This is a genomic window from Cellulosimicrobium sp. XJ-DQ-B-000, from assembly GCF_031119065.1.
Lineage (GTDB): Bacteria > Actinomycetota > Actinomycetes > Actinomycetales > Cellulomonadaceae > Cellulosimicrobium > Cellulosimicrobium funkei.
The window spans coordinates 336969-357855 of sequence record NZ_JAVHYN010000003.1; the positions used below are offsets into that span (position 1 = coordinate 336969).

The 20887-nt window shown below is 75.8% G+C and carries 19 protein-coding genes; 9 read left to right on the plus strand and 10 right to left on the minus strand.

Annotated elements, in window-relative coordinates; all coding sequences use genetic code 11:
* Positions 1-50: 50 nt before the first annotated feature.
* The 3 genes from RDI86_RS07650 to RDI86_RS07660 form a co-directional block, all read right to left on the minus strand.
* The gene (locus RDI86_RS07650) at positions 51-1373 is read right to left on the minus strand and encodes an MFS transporter (RefSeq protein ID WP_308821072.1); all 1323 of its coding nucleotides are present in this window, start codon (positions 1371-1373) and stop codon (positions 51-53) included.
* 83 nt (positions 1374-1456) lie between these two features.
* Positions 1457-2128 (minus strand): lipoyl(octanoyl) transferase LipB, encoded by a 672-nt coding sequence (gene lipB, locus RDI86_RS07655; protein WP_308821073.1) that lies wholly within the window; start codon positions 2126-2128, stop codon positions 1457-1459.
* Positions 2129-2137: 9 nt separating this feature from the next.
* Positions 2138-2641, minus strand: coding sequence for a MarR family winged helix-turn-helix transcriptional regulator (locus tag RDI86_RS07660; RefSeq protein ID WP_061269194.1), 504 nt, complete (start codon positions 2639-2641; stop codon positions 2138-2140).
* A 104-nt stretch (positions 2642-2745) separates the two neighbouring features.
* Between RDI86_RS07660 and RDI86_RS07665 the strand changes: the two genes are divergently transcribed.
* On the plus strand, positions 2746-5040 hold the full coding sequence (locus tag RDI86_RS07665; protein ID WP_244550466.1) for an MMPL family transporter: 2295 nt from the start codon (positions 2746-2748) through the stop codon (positions 5038-5040).
* Here RDI86_RS07665 and RDI86_RS07670 read toward each other — a convergent pair.
* On the minus strand, positions 4953-5666 hold the full coding sequence (locus RDI86_RS07670; protein WP_076405441.1) for an HNH endonuclease family protein: 714 nt from the start codon (positions 5664-5666) through the stop codon (positions 4953-4955). The genes RDI86_RS07665 and RDI86_RS07670 overlap by 88 nt on opposite strands.
* 172 nt (positions 5667-5838) lie before the next feature.
* On the opposite strand from RDI86_RS07670, the gene RDI86_RS07675 reads away from it, so the two are divergent.
* Both RDI86_RS07675 and RDI86_RS07680 read left to right on the plus strand, forming a co-directional pair.
* On the plus strand, positions 5839-6879 hold the full coding sequence (locus tag RDI86_RS07675; protein ID WP_061269197.1) for a Gfo/Idh/MocA family protein: 1041 nt from the start codon (positions 5839-5841) through the stop codon (positions 6877-6879).
* Positions 6880-6966: 87 nt separating this feature from the next.
* Complete coding sequence (locus tag RDI86_RS07680) at positions 6967-8487, plus strand: hypothetical protein (protein WP_308821074.1); 1521 nt, start codon at positions 6967-6969, stop codon at positions 8485-8487.
* An 85-nt stretch (positions 8488-8572) separates the two neighbouring features.
* Here the strand turns inward: RDI86_RS07680 and RDI86_RS07685 are convergent, their stop codons facing one another.
* The 3 genes from RDI86_RS07685 to lpdA form a co-directional block, all read right to left on the minus strand.
* A complete protein-coding gene (locus RDI86_RS07685) occupies positions 8573-9466 on the minus strand; it encodes a TIGR01777 family oxidoreductase (protein WP_009864240.1) in 894 nt (297 codons plus the stop codon).
* Positions 9467-9635: 169 nt separating this feature from the next.
* The gene (sucB, locus tag RDI86_RS07690; RefSeq protein ID WP_308821075.1) at positions 9636-11453 is read right to left on the minus strand and encodes a 2-oxoglutarate dehydrogenase, E2 component, dihydrolipoamide succinyltransferase; all 1818 of its coding nucleotides are present in this window, start codon (positions 11451-11453) and stop codon (positions 9636-9638) included.
* Between the two features lie 30 nt (positions 11454-11483).
* Positions 11484-12866, minus strand: coding sequence for a dihydrolipoyl dehydrogenase (gene lpdA / locus RDI86_RS07695; protein ID WP_061269200.1), 1383 nt, complete (start codon positions 12864-12866; stop codon positions 11484-11486).
* A 215-nt stretch (positions 12867-13081) separates the two neighbouring features.
* Here lpdA and RDI86_RS07700 point away from each other — a divergent pair, with 215 nt between their 5' ends.
* Entirely contained in the window at positions 13082-13438 is a 357-nt protein-coding gene (locus RDI86_RS07700; protein ID WP_370670926.1) for an oxidoreductase, read from the plus strand.
* Between the two features lie 84 nt (positions 13439-13522).
* Here the strand turns inward: RDI86_RS07700 and RDI86_RS07705 are convergent, their stop codons facing one another.
* On the minus strand, positions 13523-15028 hold the full coding sequence (locus RDI86_RS07705; protein ID WP_034652934.1) for a leucyl aminopeptidase: 1506 nt from the start codon (positions 15026-15028) through the stop codon (positions 13523-13525).
* An 89-nt stretch (positions 15029-15117) separates the two neighbouring features.
* Here RDI86_RS07705 and RDI86_RS07710 point away from each other — a divergent pair, with 89 nt between their 5' ends.
* From RDI86_RS07710 to RDI86_RS07725, 4 genes are read left to right on the plus strand one after another with little or no spacing between them, the layout of a single operon-like run.
* Positions 15118-15474: a hypothetical protein gene (locus tag RDI86_RS07710; RefSeq protein WP_034652936.1), complete on the plus strand. Its 357-nt coding sequence runs from the start codon at positions 15118-15120 to the stop codon at positions 15472-15474.
* Between the two features lie 16 nt (positions 15475-15490).
* A complete protein-coding gene (locus RDI86_RS07715; RefSeq protein ID WP_206153659.1) occupies positions 15491-16024 on the plus strand; it encodes a hypothetical protein in 534 nt (177 codons plus the stop codon).
* Positions 16021-17133 carry a quinone-dependent dihydroorotate dehydrogenase gene (locus RDI86_RS07720; protein WP_051028503.1) on the plus strand — a complete coding sequence of 371 codons (1113 nt, stop codon included), beginning with the start codon at positions 16021-16023 and terminating at the stop codon, positions 17131-17133. Before RDI86_RS07715 ends, RDI86_RS07720 begins: the two co-directional genes overlap by 4 nt.
* Positions 17130-17339 (plus strand): hypothetical protein, encoded by a 210-nt coding sequence (locus RDI86_RS07725; RefSeq protein WP_034652937.1) that lies wholly within the window; start codon positions 17130-17132, stop codon positions 17337-17339. Before RDI86_RS07720 ends, RDI86_RS07725 begins: the two co-directional genes overlap by 4 nt.
* A 99-nt stretch (positions 17340-17438) precedes the next feature.
* Here RDI86_RS07725 and RDI86_RS07730 read toward each other — a convergent pair whose 3' ends face one another.
* Entirely contained in the window at positions 17439-18950 is a 1512-nt protein-coding gene (locus RDI86_RS07730; RefSeq protein ID WP_168944421.1) for a PLP-dependent aminotransferase family protein, read from the minus strand.
* A gap of 62 nt (positions 18951-19012) precedes the next feature.
* Here RDI86_RS07730 and RDI86_RS07735 point away from each other — a divergent pair, with 62 nt between their 5' ends.
* On the plus strand, positions 19013-19798 hold the full coding sequence (locus RDI86_RS07735; RefSeq protein WP_168944422.1) for a YitT family protein: 786 nt from the start codon (positions 19013-19015) through the stop codon (positions 19796-19798).
* 58 nt (positions 19799-19856) lie between these two features.
* Here RDI86_RS07735 and RDI86_RS07740 read toward each other — a convergent pair whose 3' ends face one another.
* Positions 19857-20870, minus strand: coding sequence for an aldo/keto reductase family protein (locus RDI86_RS07740; RefSeq protein WP_021483071.1), 1014 nt, complete (start codon positions 20868-20870; stop codon positions 19857-19859).
* Positions 20871-20887: the final 17 nt, after the last annotated feature.

Below are 20887 nucleotides of genomic sequence, written 5' to 3' on the forward strand. Positions count from 1 at the left end.
CGGGCGGCGCACCGTTCGGGTGCGCGCCCTGGTACGGCGCCGGACTCCGGTCAGACTACGCGCTCGCGCTCGTCGTCTCCCGCGCGTCGCTCACCCTGTGGACGTGACGTCAGCGACACCCCGGTCACCACGAGCAGGGCCGCCGCGACGACCGGCAGCGCGAACGCGCTCGTCGTCGAGACGGTGTCGGCGAGCGCACCGCCCCCGGACGCACCGATCGCGACGCCGACGACGTTCGCGCTGGCCACGAGCGTCATGGCCGACGCGGTCCGCCCGGCAGGCGCGCGCTCGCCCGCGACGGTGAACACGGTGACCATGACAGGGCCGACGAACAGGCCGGTCGCCGCGACGGCGACGACGACGGCGGTCAGCGAGCCGCCCGCGGCCGCCAGCACCAGACCGGCGGTGCCGACCAGGAGCCCGGCCGCGAACGTGATCCAGCGGCTGCGCAGCCCCCAGCGGCGGGGGAGGGCGACCACGGAGAGCGCGGTGATCGCGGAGCCGACGCCCATGACGGCGTACACGAGCCCCGCGCTGCCGGGCACGCCCGCGTCGCGCGTGAGGGCGGTGAGCGCGGCCTGGGTCCCGCCGAACAGCAGCCCCATGGCGAGCATCCCGACGAGGACGACCGCCTCGCGACGCACGAGCGCGGCCGTCCCGCCGTCCGCCGCACCGGCCGTCGCGGCGTGCGGGCCGTGGCCGTGCGGCGTGGTCGCGCGCGCCGTGGGGTGGAGCGCGAACGCGGCGCCGAACACGGCGATGCCGCCGGCCGCGGCGAGCACCGCGACCTGGGGCGAGCCCGCGGACGCGAGGACGCCCACGAGGGCGGGCCCCAGGACGAAGCTCACCTCGTCGGCCGTGCTCTCGTAGCTCATCGCCGCCTCGACGGTGCGGGGCTCGTCGGCCGCCAGACGCAGCCAGCGCACGCGGGCCAGCGGACCGACCTGGGGAGCGCTCGCGCCGGTCGCCGCCGCGGCGAGCAGCACCGCGGCAGTGGCGCCCGGCGCGGACGCCGAGAGGACGAGCGCCAGCACGGCGACCGTCGCGACCGGCACGCACACGAGCAGGACCCGGCGCTGACCGACGCGGTCGGCGAGCGCGCCCTGGGTCGGGCCGCCGAGCGCCGTCCCGAGCGCCGTCGCCGCGGAGGCGAGGCCGCCGAGCGCGACCGACGACGTCGTCGACGACACGAGCAGCAGCGTCCCGATGGTCAGCATGGAGAACGGCAGGCGCGCGAGGAAGGCGACGGGGAGGAACGCGCGGCCCGCGAGCTGGGGGAGCCGGGCGTAGCCCGTGCGGACGGGAGCGTCGCCGGGCGGGGGAGGTGCGGGGGTGCGGGTGCGCGACGCCGCGCGCGCGGGGGTGGTGGTCATGCGGTCCAGGTCCTCGGGGTACGTCCTACCGCGCGCCGACCCACCCGTACTCCGGCGCGCGAGGATTCCCTGGAGCCTCCAGCCTATCCCGCGAGCGCGGCCGGTGGGGCGTCCGGAGCGTTGGCCGCGAGCAGCGGGCCGAGTGCCGTCCCGAGCGCGTCGACGAGGAGCGGTGCGACCTCGGCGAGCGTGACCTCGCGGCCGAGCTCGGCCGTGAGCGACGTCACGTCCGCGTCCTCGATGCCGCACGGGACGATCCGCTCGAACCGCGACAGGTCGGGCACGCAGTTCAGCGCGAGCCCGTGCATCGTCACGCCGCGCGCGACCCGCACGCCGATCGCGCAGACCTTGCGCTCGCGGCGGGACGCGTCGGCCGCGACCCAGACCCCGCTGCGGCCCTCGACGCGCATCGTCGCGAGCCCGAGGCGGGTGCAGACCGCCATGACGGCCTCCTCGAGCGCCCGGACGTACGCGACGACGTCCACGGGCTCGGCGAGCCGGACGATCGGGTAGACGACCTGCTGGCCGGGACCGTGCCAGGTGATCTTCCCGCCGCGGTCGACGTCCACGACGGGCGTGCCGTCGTCGGGCCGGTCGGAGCGGTTCGTGCGGCGCCCGGCCGTGTAGACGTCGGGGTGCTCGACGAGGACGAGGGTGTCCGGCCGCGTGCCCGCGACGACGTCGTCGTGCACCGCGCGCTGCAGGTCCCAGGCCTCGTGGTAGTCCGTGATCCCCGGCAGCGCGAGCAGGTCCATCGGGCCAGGCTAACGCTCGTCGCCCGGTGTGCGGGGGAGGGTCTCGAGGAGCGTGAGGAGCGCCGCGCGCAGGGCGGCGATCTGGTCGTCGTCGAGGCCGCGGGTCGCGAGGTCCTCCGCGGGGCGGCGGCGCGCCGCGGCGAGCCCGGCCACGCGGCCGGCGTCGGTGATGGCCACGGCCCGACGACGGCGGTCGGCCGGGTCGTCGGTGCGCGTCACGTAGCCGGCCCGCTCGAGCCGCGCCACGATCCGGCTCATGGTCTGCTCGGTGACGCCCGACTCGTCCGCGAGGACGCGCTGGGACCGAGGCCCGGACAGCAGGTGCATGAGCACGGGGAAGCCGGCGTGGTTGAGGTCCCACTGCCCGAGGTGGGCGTTCCACTCCCGTTCGATCCGGCGCGCGACGGCGAAGAGCAGCCGGCCGGTGGCCCACTCCTGGGGGTCGCCGGGGGTGGGGTCGCCGACGTCCGGGTCGACGTGCGGCCCGGTGCGGTCCCTCGGTGCAAGCTCCAACGTGCATTCCTCCCTCCACCATGGCACCATTCCTCAGCATGCTGAGCAATCGGACGGGCGGGTTCCTCCGCGGACTGATCATTGTCGCAGTCATCGGTCTCTGGATGGCCATCGGCGCACTGGGTGGTCAGGCGCAGGGTCGTCTGAGCAGCGTGCAGACCAACGACGCCGCGGCGTTCCTGCCCGCGAGTGCCGAGTCGACGCGCGCCGCCGAGGTCGCGCAGGAGTTCACCGACTCCGAGACGCTGCCCGCGCTCGTCGTCGCGACGACTGGCGATGGGAGCGCGCTCACTCCCGACGACCTCACGGCGCTCGACGCCTACGCGCAAGCCGTCCCCGCTGCGCCGCTCGAGGGGACCTCGGGCGACGAGCCCGCGACCGTGGGCGACGTCTCGATCGCCGACCCGGTCCTCGTGCCGTCCGAGGACGGGGAGGCCGCGCTCGTCGTCGTCTCGCTCGACGCGTCCGTCGCGTCCGACCGCATCGGGGCGGACGAGAGCAGCGTGAGCGAGCTCGCCGTCGGCGCGCTGCGCGACCTCGCCGCCGCGGACGCGGCCGACGGCGGCCTCGCCGGCACGTCGCTCGACGTGTGGGTCACCGGCCCCGCCGGGTTCGTCGCCGACCTCGTCACGGCCTTCGGCGGGATCGACACCGTGCTGCTGCTCGTCGCGCTCGGTGCGGTGCTCGTCATCCTCGCGGTCGTCTACCGCTCGCCGATCCTGCCGTTCATCGTCATCCTCACGGCCGTGCTCGCGCTGACGCTCGCCGGTCTCGTCGTCTACGAGCTCGCGGCGGCGGACGTCCTGACGCTCAACGGGCAGTCCCAGGGCATCCTCTCGATCCTCGTCGTCGGGGCCGCGGTCGACTACTCGTTGCTCGTGGTGGCCCGCTACCGCGAAGAGCTGCGCCTCGTCCGGTCGACGGCGACGGCGCTGCGTCGTGCCGTGCGGGCCTCGGTCGAGCCGATCGCGGCGAGCGCCGGCACCGTCATCGCGGGTCTGCTCTGCCTGCTCCTGTCCGACCTGTCGTCCAACCGCAGCCTCGGCCCCGTCGCGGCGATCGGCATCGCCGCGGCGTTCGTCGCCGCGCTCACGCTCCTGCCGGCGCTCCTGCTCGTCGCGGGGCAGCGGTCCCGCGCGCTGTTCTGGCCGCGCATGCCGCGGTACGACGCCGACCACGCGGCCCACGAGGCCGCCGTCGCCCAGGCGTCGCCCGAGAACGAGAACAGCGTGAGCATCGACGGGCACGGCGTGTGGTCGCGCGTCGCGAGCTTCGTCGGGCGCCACGACCGGCGCGTGTGGATCGTCACGGCGCTCGTGCTGGCCGCGTGCGCGGCGTTCGTGCCGACGCTCGACGCCGAGGGGACCGGCGACTCGGAGGTCTTCCTCGCGGACGTCGACTCCGTCGCGGGCGAGGAGGCGCTCACGGCGCACTTCGAGGGCGTGTCCGCGCAGCCGGCGACCGTCATCGCGCCCGAGGCGGACCTCGACGCCGTCGTCACGGCGGCCGAGAGCACGGACGGCGTCGCCGCGGCGACCCCCGTCACCGACCAGCCCGCCGTCGCCCCCGGGGCGCCCGCGCAGGGCGACCCGCTCGTCGTCGACGGGCAGGTGCGCGTCGACGTCACGACCGAGGCGCCGTCCGACAGCCAGGAGGCCGTGGAGACGGTCTCGGCGCTGCGCGAGGCCGTGCACGAGGTCTCGCCCGAGGCCGTCGTCGGCGGTGCCGCGGCCGAGCGCCTGGACACCCAGCTCGCGGGGCAGCGCGACCTGCGGGTCATCGTGCCCGTCGTGCTGGTCGTGATCCTGCTGATCCTCATCCTGCTGCTGCGGTCCGTGCTCGCGCCCGTGCTGCTCATGCTCGCGAACGTGCTCTCGTTCGGGGCCGCCCTCGGCGTCGCCGCGATCGTCTTCAACCACGTGCTCGACTTCCCCGGCGCAGACCCGGCCGTCCCGCTCTACGCGTTCTGCTTCCTCGTCGCGCTGGGCGTGGACTACTCGATCTTCCTCATGACCCGGGTGCGCGAGGAGAGCCTGCGCGTCGGGACGCGGCGCGGCGTGCTGCGCGGCCTCGCGGTCACGGGGTCGGTCATCACGTCCGCGGGCGTCGTGCTCGCGGCCACGTTCGCCGCGCTCGGGATCATCCCGCTGCTCTTCCTCGCCCAGCTCGCGTTCATCGTCGCGTTCGGCGTCCTCGTCGACACCCTCGTGGTGCGGTCGCTCCTCGTGCCTGCCCTCGTGCACGACGTCGGGCGTCGCGCCTGGTGGCCGAGCGCCCTCGGGCGCCTGGACCGCGGACCGGCGGAACCGGCTCAGCCCGCCGGCAGCGGCTCGGCCGGGCAGTCCGCCAGCACGCGCGCCATCGCCTCGGACTCCGACGGCGTGACCGAGAGCTCGTAGGCCGCCTTCACGGCGATCTGCCGGGCGACGTACGGGCACCGGAACGCGTGGTTCGGGGGCAGCCACGCCGACGCGTCGCGCGCGCCCTTCGACTGGTTCGCCGGGCCGTCGGACGCGAGCAGGTTGAGGGGGTCGTTCGCGAACTGCCGGCGCGTCTCGTCGTCCCAGGCGCGAGCGCCCTTGCGCCACGCGTCGAGAAGCGGCACGACGTGGTCGATCTGGACCGCCGCGCTCGTGGTGTTGCCGCGGCGGAAGTCGATCGTCTCGCCCGTGTACGGGTCGTGGAAGGTCCCGGTCCGGACCTCGCAGACGTCGCCGCGGGTCGAGAAGGTCAGGTCCGTGAGGTCGCGCGCGAGGATGTCGTTGCGGGTGTCGCACCCGTTGCCGTCGACGTCGGCCCACGCCGGACCGAACAGCGCGCGCTCGTAGCCGGTGTCCGGGCCGGGGCCCTTGACCTCGAGGCCGGCGAGGGCCTCGAGCGCGCTCCCGGCGACCGGCTCCGGGTCGGTGTCCGCCGCGACTGACCGCTGGTTGATGACGTTCGCGACGACGATCGCGATCGCCAGGGCGATGAGGACGTAGCGCAGGACGCTCCGACGAGGGACCTGGCGGCTCGTGGTGCTCAAGGGTCGACCTTCCCGAAACCGATTCTCGGCCCGACCCCCGCGAGACGGTACGCAGCGCTCCATATCGGACCAACGCGCACATTCTGCCAGGTCGCCCGGAGTGCTCCGGGCCGCGCCCGACGTGCCCCGCGCACCCCCGGCGCCCGGCCGCGACGCGGCTAGATTGGTCGGCATGGACACCGCCGCACGCACGCTCAGGGTCGGGATCGTCGGGTACGGAGGGGCCGGCCGCGGCATCCACGCACGTCTTGTGCGCGAGGCCGGGCACACCGTCACGGCCGTCGTCGTGCGCTCGCCGGAGCGACGCGCCGCCGCCGCCGAGGACTGGCCCGGCGTGCACCTGCACGACGACGTCGAGGCGCTCCTCGCCGACCGCGCGGCCTACGACGTCGTGGTCGTGGCCAGCCCGTCCGCGCTCCACGCGGACCACGCGACGGCGCTCGTGCGCGCAGGCGTCCCCGTCGTGGTGGACAAGCCGCTCGCCCTGGGCGCCACGGCCTCGCGCGCCGTCGTCGACGCCGCCGAGGAGGCGGGGACGCCGCTCACCGTCTTCCAGAACCGCCGGTGGGACCCGGAGCAGCTCACGCTGCGGTCCGTGCTCGACCGCGGCGACCTCGGCCGGGTCCACACGTTCGAGCGCCGCTGGGAGCGCTGGCGTCCCGTGCCGCAGCAGCGCTGGAAGGAGAACGACCTCGTCGGGGGCGGCCTGCTCCTCGACCTCGGGCCGCACCTCGTCGACTCCGCCACGCAGCTCTTCGGTCCCGTCACCGGCGTGTGGGCCGAGCTCCGCTCGCACACGACCCCCACCGAGGACGACGTGTTCCTCGTGCTCCACCACGCCCCGGACGCCGACGGGAACGCCGTCGTGAGCCGCCTCTGGGCGGGGTCCGTCGTCGGCGCGCCCGGCCCGCGCACGCGCGTCCTCGGCACGGGCGGGGCGTACGTCGTCACGACGTTCGAGAACGACGCGTCGCCCTTCGAGGTGTTCGACGACGCCGCGCCCGCGGGCACCCTCGGCTGGGTCACGCGCGGTCGCGAGCGCGAGCCCGTGCCGCAGGCCCCCGGCGGGCACGCGGACTTCTACCGCGCGGTCGCCGCGTGGTTGCTCGACGACGGCCCCGTGCCGGTCGACCCGCGCGACGCCGTCCGCACGGCCGAGGTGCTCGACGCCGCGCGCCGCAGCGCGCGGGAGGGTCGCCTGCTCGACGTGTGACGGGGTGCCCGGCCCGGACCCGGCCCGGGGCAGACTCGTCCTGTGGACGACGGCTCGCGCGGGCGTGTCGTGAGGTGGGATGGGGGCATGCCGTCGTCGTCCCGCCGCCCGCGCCCGCCCGGGCCGTCCGTCGCCGACCTCGCGCCGGCGCTCGCGGCGGCGGGGTGGTCGCTGCACCGGGAGCCGGGCGCGGTCGGCGGGGTGGTCGCCCGCGACGCCGCCGGGACGGTGTGCGAGGTCGCGCTGCTCGCGGCGCCCGCGGACCCGGGGGCGCGGGCCGCGCTCGTCGAGCACCTGCGCGGGCTCGGCGGGGAGCACGACCACCTCGCGGCGGTGCGCGGCGTCGTGGCGGGGGACGGCTCGTCGCTCGCCGTCCTCGTCGACCACGTCGGCGGCCTGCGCCTCGACGAGCTCGCCGCCGCGCGCGAGCCGCTCCGCGCCGGGGAGGCGGTGACGGTCCTCGTCCCGGTCGCCCAGGCGCTGACGGCGCTCCACCGCGAGGGTCGCAGCCACGGCGCCCTGGACGCCGCGTCGGTCGTCGTCGCCCCGGACGGCCGGACGGTGCTGCGCCCGCCGCTGGCGCCCACGACGGCGTCGAGCGCCGACGACGTCCGCGACCTCGCCCGCACGGTCCTCGGTCTCGTCCCTCCGCCCGCGTCGAGCCACCCCGCGCACGCGGCGCCGCCCGACCCCGACGAGGCGCGGGCCCTCGCTGCGCTGCACGGCGAGCTCGCCGTCGCGCTCCGTGACGAGCCGGCCGCCCGTCCCGCCGTCGGGACGTTCGCCGCGCGCTGCTACGACGCCGTCGAGCCGCAGCCGATCGTCATGCCGGACCCCGCGCGCCTCGTCGCCGGCGCCCTGGCGGGTCAGCGGGCTGCCCGCCCAGCGGTGCCGGGGCGGCGAGCGGCCCGCGACGACGTGGCCGCGGCGCCCGGCCGCCGTGGGGTGCGTAGACCGCGCGGGGTCCCAGGGCGGTCGGCGCGAACGTCCGGCCTTGCGCGCGGGACGACGGCCGGTGCGCACGCCCGCCGGCCGGACCGGCGGCGCCTCCGGTGGCCCGGCCGCACGACGACGGCCCTCTTCACGTGCGCGGGGCTCGTCGTCGCGGTGGTCGTCGCGCTCGCGCTCGGCTCGCCGTGGCCCTCGCCCGTGCGCGACGACGGCCCCGCGACCACCCGCACGGCGTCGGCCGCGGATCCGGCGACCGACCCCACGCTCGACCGGGCCGACCCGCTCGTTGCGGCGCGCACCCTCACCGCGCGGCGGCTGGAGCTCCTCGCGGACGGTGCGGGGGACCTGTCCGCGGTGGTGGTCGACGGTTCGGCCGCCGAGGCGCGCGACGCCGAGCTGCTCGCCGCGCTCGACGGCGTCGACGTCGTCGGGGCACGGGCCGAGGTCTTCGACGCCCGGCACGCCGAGCCCCGGCCGCCGGATGTCGACGAGGGGCACGGGGCCGAGGCTGCGACGGTGGCCGTGGACTACGCGGTGTCGGCCCACCACCAGCGCACGGCCGCGGGCGAGGTGGCGGTGCCCGCCACGCCGCGGACCACGGTCGTCCTGGTGCTGCGGTGGACCGACGCGGGGTGGCGCGTCGCCGAGGCGCGGTGACCTCGCTCGCGCCGCAGGGTGAGCGAGCCGTCGACGAGCGCGACGGGGCCCGTCCGCGGGGAGGCCCGGCTGTGAGGACCGCCGGTCAGCGGCTCTCGACGACCTCGCGCGCGGCGTCCTCCAGGACGGGGTCGGACCACGTGAACCCGCTCGCCTCGAGGACGGTGGGCAGGGCGCGCTGTGAGCCGAGGATGTCGGACGCGAGCTCGCCGAGCGCGACGTGCAAGGCGAACGACGGCACCGCGAGCACGGCAGGACGGTGCAGCGCCCGCGCGAGCGCCCGGGTGATCTCGGCGTTGGTCGCCGGGTGCGGGGCGGACAGGTTGACGGGGCCGTGCACGGGCGCGGTGAGGAGGTGCTGCAGCGCGGCGACCTCGTCGCGCAGCGTGATCCAGCTCCAGTACTGCGTCCCGGGGCCGAGGCGCCCGCCCACGCCGAGCCGAAGGAGGGGCAGCAGCCGGCCGAGCGCGCCGCCGTCGGGGGAGAGGACGATGCCGGTGCGGGCGTGCACGACGCGGACCCCCGCCTGCTCCGCGGGAGCGGTCGCGGCCTCCCACTCGCGGACCAGCCGCGCGAGGAAGCCGTCTCCCGACGCCGACGTCTCCGTGAGCACCTGGGAGCCCCGGTCGCCGTAGTACCCGATGGCGGAGCCCTGGAGCCAGACCGGCGGCGGCGAGTCGAGGCCGGCGATCGTGCGGGCGAGCAACCCGGTGGTGCGCGTGCGGGACGTGACGAGCGTCCGCTTGTACGCCGTCGTCCAGCGGTGGTCGCCGATGCCCGCTCCGGCGAGGTTGACGACGGCGTCCGCCCCCGCGAGCACGCCCGGGTCCAGCCGGCCGGAGTCGGGGTCCCACTCGTGCTCGTCCGAGGTCTGCGGTGCGCGGCGCACGAGGCGGCGCACGTGATGACCGTCCGCGCGCAGACGTTCGAGCAGCTCGGTGCCGATGAGCCCGTGCGAGCCCGCCACGACGATGTCCATGGGGACACGCTACGGGTCTGCGGCGGACTCGGCACAGTCCGCGGGACGCATCCGCGGCCGGGAGGGAGGGACGAGCGAGGGCCCCGACCGGCGTGCGGTCGGGGCCCTCGTCAGCGTCGCGCCGGAGCAGGCCGGCGCGGTCCGCGGCGGGTGCCGCGGAGCGGGTCCGTCAGAGGCCGACCTCGGCCTCGAACGCGCCCTCCTCGATGCGGTTCTTGATGGTGGTGAGGAAGCGCGCGGCGTCCGCACCGTCGACCAGGCGGTGGTCGTAGGACAGGAAGATGAAGCACGTCGAGCGGATGCCGATCGTGTCGTTCCCGTCCACGTCCGTCACCACGACGGGGCGCTTCGTGATCGTGCCCGTGCCGAGGATCGCGACCTGGCCGACCGGGACGATCGGCGTGTCGAAGACGGCGCCGCCCGAGCCGGTGTTCGTGATCGTGAACGTCGCGCCCGCGAGCTCGTCCGGGCCGACCTTGTTGGCACGCGTGCGCGCGCCGAGGTCGGCGATCTTGCGTGCGATGCCGGCGAGGTTGAGGTCGCCCGCGTCCTTGATGACGGGGACGACGAGGCCGCGCTCGGTGTCGACCGCGATGCCCACGTTCTCCTGGCCGTGGTAGGTGATCTGGTCCTCGGCGAAGGTCGCGTTGATCTTCGGGTAGGCCTTGAGCGCCTCGACCGCGGCGAGCGTGAAGAACGGCAGGAACGTGAGGTTCGCGCCCTCGCGCGCCTTGAAGTCGGCCTTGGCGCGATTGCGCAGGGCGGCGACGCGCGTGACGTCGACCTCGACCGCCGTGGTGAGCTGCGCCTGCGTGCTCAGCGCCTCGACCATGCGGCTCGCGACGAGCTTGCGCAGGCGGCTCGTCTTCTCGGTCGTGCCGCGCAGCGGCGAGACCGCCGGGACCGACGCCTTCTTCGGGGCGCCACCGGCCGCGGGGGCGGCCGGTGCGGCAGCGGCGGGCGCCGCCTTGGCCTCCTCGGCCTTGCGGGCTGCCTCGAGCACGTCCTCCTTGCGGATGCGGCCGCCGACGCCCGTGCCCGTGAGGGACGAGAGGTCGACGCCCTTGTCCGCGGCGAGCTTGCGCACGAGCGGCGTGAGGTACGTGCCACCGGCCTTGGCGGCGGGGGCCGGGGTCGCGCCAGGAGCCGACGGCGCGGCCGGCTTCTCCGCGGCGGGAGCGGGGGCGCTCGTCGCGGGGGCGGGCGTCTCCTCCTGCGCGGCCTGCGCGGGGACGTCCGCCTCGCTCGCCGGGGTGCGCGCCTCGGTCGGCGCCTCCTCCTGCTTCGGCGCCTCCTGCTTCGGGGCCTCCTGCGCGGGCTGCTCGGCCGGAGCGGCGGGGGCCGCGGCCGGGGCGGCACCGGAGCCGACGATCGCGAGCACGGCGCCGACCTCGACCGTCTCGTCCTCCTGGACGAGGATCTGCTGGACGGTGCCCGCGACGGGCGAGGGGACCTCGGTGTCGACCTTGTCGGTCGAGACCTCGAGCAGCGGCTCGTCGACCTCGACGGTGTCGCCGACCGACTTGAGCCACCGCGTGACGGTGCCCTCGGTGACGGACTCGCCGAGCGCCGGGAGCTTGATCTCCTCGCCGCCACCGGCGGAGTCGCCGGACGGCGCGGGCTGCTCGGCGGGCGCGGAGGCGGCGGGCGCCTCCTGGGCGGCCGGCTGCTCCGGCTCCGGCGCGGCCTGCGGGGCCGGAGCCTCGGTCTCGGCCTCGGCGGGGGCCGGCGCGGAGCCGCCACCGCCCGAGCCGTCGCCGATCACGGCGAGGTTCGCGCCGACCTCGACGGTCTCGTCCTCCTGGACGAGGATCTGCTCGAGCGTGCCCGCGACGGGCGACGGGATCTCGGTGTCGACCTTGTCGGTCGAGACCTCGAGCAGCGGCTCGTCGACGGCGACGGTGTCGCCGACCGACTTGAGCCAACGGGTGACGGTGCCTTCGGTGACGGACTCGCCGAGGGCCGGCATCTGCACGTTCTCAGACATGACCTGCCTGGTCTCCTTCGATCGTTGGGGTCAGTTGTGGGCGTGCAGAGGCTTGCCGGCCAGGGCCAGGTGCGCCTCTCCGAGTGCCTCGTTCTGGGTGGGGTGGGCGTGGACCAGGGCGGCGACGTCCTCGGGGTACGCCTCCCAGCCCACGATCAGCTGGCCCTCGCCGACGAGCTCGCCGACGCGGGCGCCGATCATGTGCACGCCGACGACGGGACCGTCCTTGCGGCGCACGAGCTTGACGAAGCCGCTCGTCCCGAGGATCTTGCTCTTGCCGTTGCCGGCGAGGTTGTACTCGAGGGACTCGACCTGGTCGGCCCCCCACGTCTCGGCGGCGTCGGCCTCGGTGACGCCGACGGACGCGACCTCGGGCTCGCAGTACGTGACCCGGGGGATGGACGACTCGACGATCGGCGTCGGGTCGAGGCCCGCGATCTGCTCCGCGAGGAAGATGCCCTGCGCGAAGCCGCGGTGGGCGAGCTGGAGGCCGGGGACGATGTCGCCCGCGGCCCAGATGTTGCCGACGCCCGTGTGCAGGCGCTCGTCGACGATCACGAAGCCGCGGTCGAGCGTGAGGCCCTGCTCCTCGAACCCGAGGTCCGCGGTGCGCGGGCCGCGCCCGACGGCGACGAGCAGCAGCTCGGCCTCGAACGTCTTCCCGGACTCGAGGGTCACGGTGACCCCGGAGTCGGTCTCCTTGACGCCGGCGAACCGGTCGCCGAGCGAGAACGCGATGCCCCGCTTGCGGAACGCGCGCTCGAGCGCCTTCGACAGGGCCACGTCCTCGTTCGGCACGAGGTGGGGCAGCGCCTCGACGATCTGGACGTCGGCGCCGAACGACTTCCACACGCTCGCGAACTCGACGCCGATGACGCCGCCGCCGAGCACGACGACCGACTTCGGCACGCGGTCGAGCCGCAGCGCCTGGTCGGACGTGACGACCCGGCCCCCGATCTCGAGACCGGGCAGCGACCGGGCGTACGAGCCGGTGGCGAGCACGACGTGGCGGCCGGTGTAGCGGGTGCCGTCGACCTCGACCGTGTCCTGCGACACGAGGCGACCGTGGCCCTCGACGTACGTGATGCCGCGCGAGGAGACGAGTCCCTGGAGACCCTTGTACAGGCCGGCGACGACGCCGTCCTTGTACGCGTTGACCCCCGCCATGTCGATGCCCTCGAGCGTGCTGCGCACGCCGAACTTCGCGCCCTCGCGGGCGCCGTCGGCGAGCTCGGCCGCGTGGAGCAGCGCCTTGGTGGGGATGCACCCGTTGTGCAGGCAGGTACCGCCGAGCCGGCCCGACTCGACGAGCGCGACGTCGAGACCGAGCTGGGCGGCACGCAGCGCGGTGGCGTAGCCGGCGCTGCCTCCGCCCAGGACGACGACGTCGAATGGTGTGCCGGGTTCGGCCACGTGCGACTCCTTCAGCGAGGGGAGAGCGAGAGCGGGCGTCCACGGCACGACGGCGGGCCGGACGGGAACCGCTGACCCACGGTGCGTGAACGTTCTCCGGGAGCCATCTTGGCACCTCGGGGACGGGCTCCCCAATCGAAACCTGGGCCGTACGGCTGTGACGCTGGAGACAGCGCGCCCACCGTATGACCAGGGTCACGCTGTACCCTGCCGCTGTGCCCCGGCTGCCCAAGCTGTCCAGCCTGTTCTCCCGCCGTCCCGCGACCACCTCGTCGCCGGGCGGCGCCGCGGCCGCGCCGTCGGACGCCCGCCGCGCGACGCTCGCACACCTGCAGGAGTTCGTGCGCACGCGCGTCGGCGTCGAGGCGTACGTCGAGCCGCCCACGCCGGACACGGGCGCGACGCTCCTGCTCATCGCGACGACGGGGGAGTGGACACGGCGCCGCGTGCCTGACGAGAAGACGGCGTTCGACGTCGCCGGCTCGCTGGGCGTGCCCGTCTACAACGTCCGCTTCACCGGCTACCCGCAGCGCATGCGGGACTGGAACTCGCGCCAGCGCAAGAGCTCCTGACCGGGCCGCCCGCCGGGCGAGCAGGCGGTCCTGGTCCGTCGGGGCGACCGGACGGACCAGGACCACCTGCTCGGCGGGGTCGGGTCAGCGGCGGGCGCGGCCTTCGACCAGGCCCAGCAGGGTGCGGACGGCGACGCCCGTGCCGCCGACCGGCGTGTACCCGTGCGCGGAGCCCTCGTTGAACGCGGGGCCGGCGATGTCGAGGTGGGCCCACGGCGTCTCGCCGACGAACTCCTGGAGGAACAGCCCGGCGACGAGCATCCCGCCGAACCGGTCGCCGATGTTGGCGAGGTCCGCGACCTTCGACTTCAGCGACGCGCCCAGCTCCTCGGGCAGCGGCATCGGCCAGAACTGCTCGCCCGCGGCGTCGGCCGCCGCGACGACCTCCGCGCGCACGTCGTCGGCGCCCATGACCGCCGAGACGCGGTTGCCGAGCGCGACCATCTGGGCGCCGGTGAGCGTCGCGACGTCGAGCACGACGTCGGGCTTCTCCTCGACCGCGGCGACGAGGCCGTCGGCCATGACGAGGCGGCCCTCGGCGTCGGTGTTGAGCACCTCGACCGTCTTGCCGCCCCGGATCGTGATGACGTCGGACGGGCGCTGCGCGGTGCCGGACGGCATGTTCTCCGCCAGGCACAGCCAGCCCGTGACCGCCACGGGCAGGCCCAGGCGCGCGGCGGCGACGACGGTCTGGAGCACCGCGGCGGCGCCGGCCATGTCGGACTTCATCGCCTCCATGCCCTTCGCGGGCTTGATGGAGATGCCGCCCGAGTCGAACGTGATGCCCTTGCCGACGAGCGCGACCTTCGCCGCAGGGCGCGACGGCGTGTAGGCGACCTTGACCAGGCGCGGCCCGCGCGCCGAGCCCTGGCCCACGCCGACCAGACCGCCGTACCCGCCCGCGGCGAGCGCCTTGTCGTCGAGCACGGTGACCTTGAGGCCCTTGGCGCCGGACTCCTTGACGGCCTGCTTCGCGACGTCGGCGAACGCGGCCGGGTACAGGTCGTTCGGCGCCGCGTTCACGAGGTCGCGCGTCGCGTTGACCGCGGCGGCGACGACCGTCGCGCGCTCGACCGCGGCCTTCGCGGCGGCGCTGCGCGCGTTCGCCGCGAGGATCTCGACGGTCGCGGGCGGACGGCTCCCGGCCGACGTCGCGGCCTCGCCCGTGCGGTAGCGCGCGAACGTGTAGGTGCCCAGGAGCGCGCCCTCGGCGACGGCGGCGAGCTGCGCGTCGTCCTCGACGGGCAGCGCGACGGCGACCGACGCGGTGCCGGCGAGCGCGCGCAGCGCGGCCCCCGCCGCACGGCGCAGCGCCTCGGCGCCGAACGTGCCGTCGGCCCGGCGGGCGCCGAGGCCCACGAGCACGAGCACGCCCGCCTTGAGGTCGGGACCGGCGGGGACCTTGCGGACCTCGTCGGCGGCGCCCGTGATGCCGAGCGCGGGTGCGAGGTCCTCGAGGGCGGCGACCACCGGACGGGGCAGGTCGCCCCCGACGATCGCGACGCCGTCGGACGTCGTGTGGGTGCCGACGACGAGCGCGTCGACCTTGGCACCGGCGGGATTCTTGCTGGAGACGGTCAGTTCAGCCACCCCGCGATGCTATCCCCGGCCGCCCGCGGGGTCCGCCGGGCCTGTGGACGATTCCCGCGGCGCCCACCGCCCCCGGTACGCTCGGCGGCGTGGTCCTCCCCCTCCTGCTCCTCGTGGTCGCGGCGTGCGTCGCGCTCGCCGCCTGGGCGGTCGTGTTCGTCGCGCGCGACCGCGCGGTGATCCTGCGCCAGCTGTGGGGCGCCGCGGTGATCGAGGGGCTGATCCTCGTGCAGGCGGTCGTGCTCGGGGTGCTCGGCGCGACCGGGACGGCGCCCACCGACCCGGTGCTGCTGTGGGGCTACCTCGTGACCGCACTCGTCATCCTGCCCGTCGCCGCGCTGTGGGCGTTCGCGGAGCGCTCGCGCTGGAGCTCCGTCGTGCTCGCGGTCGCCGCGCTCACGGTCGCGTTCCTCGAGTGGCGGCTGTGGCAGATCTGGAACGCCTGACCTGGAGGCCCTCGCCATGAGCGCACCTGCCGCCCCCGACGGGGCGGACCCGGCGGCGACGCCCGCAGCGGGCGGTCGCCCGGACCCCCGTTCGGGGCAGCGCCGCACCAACGGCGGCTTCGGCCGGGTGCTCGTCGCCGTCTACGGGATCTTCGCGCTCGCCGCGACGGCCCGCGCCGGGGTCCAGCTCCTGCGCGACTGGCACGAGGCGCCGCTCGCCTACGCGCTGTCGGCGCTCGCGGCGGCGGTCTACGTCGTCGCGACGATCGCCCTCGCGCGGGGCGGCCGCGTCGCGCGCCGCGTGGCGTGGCTCGCCGTGGGCGTCGAGCTCGTCGGCGTCCTGACCGTCGGCGCGTTCTCGCTCGCCGACCCCGAGGCCTTCCCGCGCGCGACCGTCTGGTCGGGCTTCGGCCAGGGCTACGGCTACGTCCCGCTCGTGCTGCCGTTCGTCGGGCTCTGGTGGCTCTGGCGCACCCGGCCCGCCGCGCCCGGCGTGACCACCCCGCCCCCCACCACCCCCGTCACCGACGCCCCGGAGGACGCCGTATGACCCGCCGCCGACCGCTCCTCTACGGCCTCCTCTTCGACACCGTGTTCCGCCGGATGGACCCCGAGCGGGCGCACCACGTGGCGTTCGACCTCATCGGGTTCGCCGGGCGCGTGCCCGTGCTGCGCGACGTCGTCCAGGGGGCGCTCGCGCCCTACCTGGGCCGCGCGGCGGGGGGCCGGGGGAGCGTCGAGGTGCTCGGCAAGGTCTTCCCGGCGCCGTTCGGGCTCGCGGGCGGCTTCGACAAGGACGCCCGGGCGGTGCGCGGGCTGACGATGCTCGGCTTCGCGTTCGTCGAGATCGGCACCGTGACGGCGCACGCCCAGCCCGGCAACGAGCGGCCGCGCCTGTGGCGCGAGCTCGACGTCCAGGGCGTGCGCAACCGCATGGGGTTCAACAACGAGGGCGCCGCGGCGGCCGCGCGCCGGCTCGCGGCCCTGCGCTCGACGCGGGGCGGGCGTGCCGTGCTCGTCGGGGCGAACATCGGCAAGACGAAGGTCACGCCCGCCGAGGAGGCGGCCGCGGACTACGCGACGAGCGCGGGCCTGCTCGCGCCGTACGCGGACTACCTCGTGGTGAACGTGTCGTCCCCGAACACCCCGGGCCTGCGCGACCTCCAGGAGGTCGAGTCGCTGCGGCCGATCCTCGTGGCCGTGCGCGAGGCGGCCGACGCGGCCACGGCGGACGCGGGCGTCGGCCGGGTGCCGCTGCTCGTCAAGATCGCCCCGGACCTCGCGGACGAGGACGTCGACGCCGTCGCCGACCTCGTGGACGAGCTCGACCTCGACGGCGTCGTCGCCGTGAACACGACGATCGGGCACGACCGCGGGCCCGGCGGCCTCTCGGGCCCGCCCGTCCGCGCGCGTGGCCTGGCCGTCGTCGCGCGCCTGCGCGAGCGGCTCGGGCCGCAGCGCGCGATCATCGGCGTCGGGGGGATCACCACCGCGCACGACGCGCGCGACTACCTGCACGCGGGCGCGGACCTCGTGCAGGGGTACACCGGGTTCCTCTACCAGGGCCCGCTGTGGGCGGCGCGGATCAACCGCTCGCTCGCGCGGCACCCCGAGCCCGGCGCGCACGTGCGGGGCGCCGACGCGAAGGAGGCACGATGATCCGGCCGCAGTGGGTCTGGGAGCTCGACGACGCCGAGGGGCGCGCCCTCGCGGCTCCGGTGAGTCCCGTCTTCACCACGCAGTACGACGCCGAGCAGTGGCTCGGCGAGACCTGGCGGAGCCTCGCCGCGGAGGGCGCTGCCGCCGCCCGGCTCCTGCACGACGGCAGCCAGGCGACCGCGACGGTGGAGCTGCGCGTCCCCTGACCGGGTCGCCCGCCTCCTGACCTGGACGCATGGCCGGCTGGTCCGGCCCGGGCGACGCGGGCGCGCGAGCCCGTCGCGCGCCGTCGCCCCGGAGGACCGTCAGCCCGCGACCCGGGCCCACGCGGCGGCGAGCCGCGCCACGGCGTGCTCGAGCTGCTCGGGCGGTCGGGAGAACGTCAGGCGCAGCCGGTCGGCCGCGCTGCCGTCGGGCGTGAAGGTCGGGCCGGCGTTGACGAGGACGCCCTCGGCCGCCGCGGCGGCGGCGAGCGCCTGCGCGACCGGCGCGCCCAGGTCGACCCACAGCGAGAGACCGCCCTCGGGCACGTCCACGCGCCACTGCGGCAGCGCCCGGGCGAGCAGGCCGCACAGGAGGTCGCGCTGCGCGCGGAGCGTCCGACGGCGCTCGGCGAGCACCGCGGGGGCGTCGTCGAGCAGCTCGACGACGGTGAGCTGCTCCAGCACCGCGGTGGCGATGTCCGCCGACTGCCGCGTGCGCGCGAGGCGCGCGACGAGGTCCGGGTGGGCGCGGACCCAGCCGACCCGCAGCCCGCCCCAGAACGACTTGGACGCCGAGCCGACCGTGACGACGTACGGCGAGGTGCCGTCGCCCGCGAGCGGCTCCACGACCGGACCGGTGGCGTCCGGGTCGCCGTCGAGGTCGAGGTCGGTGAGCGTCTCGTCGCCGACCACGGTCACGCGGTGGCGCGCCGCGGCGTCGCGCACACCCGACCGCTCCTCGGGCGTGAGGGTGTAGGCGGTCGGGTTGTGGAAGTCGGGCACGAGGTAGACGAGCCGCGGCGCGACCTGGCGCAGCGTGGAGTCGAACAGGTCGACGTCGAACCCCGGCGCGTCGTGGTCGTCGCTGCCCCGCGCCCCGTGGCCTCCCCGGCCTACGGGGACGGGCACCAGCCGCGCGCCCGCCCGTCGCAGCGACTCCATCGCGTGGTAGTACGTGGGCGACTGCACGACGGCGCGGTCACCCGCCCCGAGGAGGGTGTCGGCGAGCGTGGTGATGGCGTGCTGGGCGCCCGTGGTGACGAGCACCTCGTCGGGCGTGGTGGGCGTGCCGCGGCGTGTGTGGTGGTCGGCGAGGGCCTCGCGGAGGACGCCGAGGCCGTACGGCTCGTAGCCGCCGCCGGACAGGTACTCGGGCAGCCGCTCCAGCGCGCGCGAGTAGGCGGCGTGCAGGCCGCTCGGCGCGGCGGAGGTCGCCTGCGACAGGTCGGCGAGGTCGATCGGCGCGGTGCGCGGCGCGGGCCCGGGCGGGGCGTCGCCGCCGGCCGCGCGGTCCGCGGGCCGGCGCGCGCTCGGGCGGGGGAGCACGACGACGGTGCCCGAGCCGGTGCGCGAGCGCGCGAACCCGAGCTCGCGCAGGCGCGCGTACGCGGCGGCGGTCGTGGTGCGCGAGACGCCGAGAGCGACGGCGAGGTCGCGCTCGGACGGCAGGCGCGTGTGCGGCGCGAGGGTTCCCGCGAGGACGGCGGCCCGCAGCGCGTCGGCGAGGGCGGTGTACGCGGGGCCGCCCGCGTGCCACCGGCCGAGCAGCCGCGCGGCAGCAGCGGGGGACAGGTGGCGGTGGACGTCGACCGTCCCGGCCGGGGCAAGGCTCATGGGGCCACTCTCTCGCGATTGGCTATGGATGTCGATGCCACTCGGCGGTCAGGATGACACCCATGAGCCCCACCCGCCGCACCGTCCAGCTCCTCCTCGGCCTGCTCGGCTACGCGCTGTCCATGGCGCTGCTGATCCACGCGGGCCAGGGCGGGATGCCGTGGGACGTGCTGCACCAGGGCGTCGTCCGCCGCACGGGGCTGCCGTTCGGTGTCGTCGTCGGGTCGCTGAGCGTGCTGGCCCTGCTGGCCTGGATACCGCTCCGGCAGCGGCCCGGGATCGGTACGGTCGCGAACGTCGTCGTCATCACGCTGACGATCGACCCGGCCATCGCGCTCGTCTCGCGCCTCGTGCCCGACCCGGGCGTCGCCGCGAGCGTGGCCCTGGCCGTCGGGGGCATCGTGCTCAACGGCCTCGCGACGGCGGCCTACCTGGGCGTGCGGCTCGGCCCGGGACCCCGCGACGGACTCATGACCGGCCTGGTGGCGCGCACCGGCTGGTCGGTCCGGCTCGTGCGGACCCTCCTCGAGGTCGTCGTCGTGACGCTGGGCTGGTCGCTCGGCGGCACGCTCGGCTGGGCGACGGTCGCCTACGCGCTCGCCGTCGGGCCGATCGTCCAGCTCACGGCGCGGTGGTTCGCGCCGCGCGGGCTCGTCACCGCCGCGGCCGTGCACGCGCCCGCGCGTAGCCACGGCCGCGAGAGCGCGGCCTCCGAGGCGGCGGCGGACGGCGAGCCCGCGTCGGACGTCGAGCCCGCGTCGGACGTCGGGAACCTGTCGCGGGAGCCCGTCCCCGCGATCGCAGGCCCCCGGCCGGACGAGGGAGGCATGCCCGCGTCCGGCCGGTGAGGAGACGACGACGGCCCCGGCGTGCTGCCGGGGCCGTCGTCGCGTGCGGTGGCGTGCGTCAGGCGACGCGGCCCTGCGGGGCGTTCTCCGCCGTCTTGCCCGGGTCGCGCTCGACGGCGCCCCCGAGGATCTCGTCGATGCGGGTCATGAGCTCGGCCGGGATCGTCACGCCCGACGCCTTGACGTTCTCTGCGACCTGCTCGGGGCGCGAGGCCCCGACGAGCGCCGCGGCGACGTTGTCGTTCTGCAGCACCCACGCGATCGCGAGCTGCGCCATGCTCAGGCCCAGCTCGTCGGCGACGGGCCGGAGGTTCTGCACGCGCGTGAGCACGTCGTCGGTGAGGAAGCGCTGGATCATGCGCGCGCCGCCCTTGTCGTCGGTCGCGCGCGACCCTGCCGGCAGCGGCTTGCCGGGGAGGTACTTGCCGGACAGCACGCCCTGCGCCATGGGCGACCAGACGATCTGCGAGAGCCCGAGCTCGCGCGACGTCGGCACGACCTCGTCCTCGATGACGCGCCAGAGCATGGAGTACTGCGGCTGGGAGGAGATGAGCTGGAACCCGAGGTCCTGCGCGAGCGCGTGGCCCGCGCGGATCTGGTCCGCCGTCCACTCGGAGACGCCGATGTACAGGGCCTTGCCCTGGCGCACGATGTCGGCGAACGCCTGCATCGTCTCCTCGAGCGGCGTCTCGGTGTCGTACCGGTGCGCCTGGTAGAGGTCGACGTAGTCGGTGCCGAGCCGCTTGAGGGAGCCGTTGATCGACTCCATGACGTGCTTGCGCGACAGGCCGGTGTCGTTGGGGCCGCCGGGGCCGGTCGGCCAGTAGACCTTCGTGAAGATCTCGAGCGACTCGCGCCGCTGGCCCTTGAGGGCGTCGCCGAGCACCTGCTCGGCCTTCGTGTTGGCGTAGACGTCCGCGGTGTCGAACGTCGAGATGCCGGCGTCGAGGGCAGCGTGCACGCACGCCGTCGCGACGTCGTTCTCGACCTGGGAGCCGTGGGTGAGCCAGTTGCCGTAGGTGATCTCGGAGATCTTGAGACCAGAGTTGCCGAGGTAGCGGTAGGTGGGCATGGACCCAACCTAGCCGC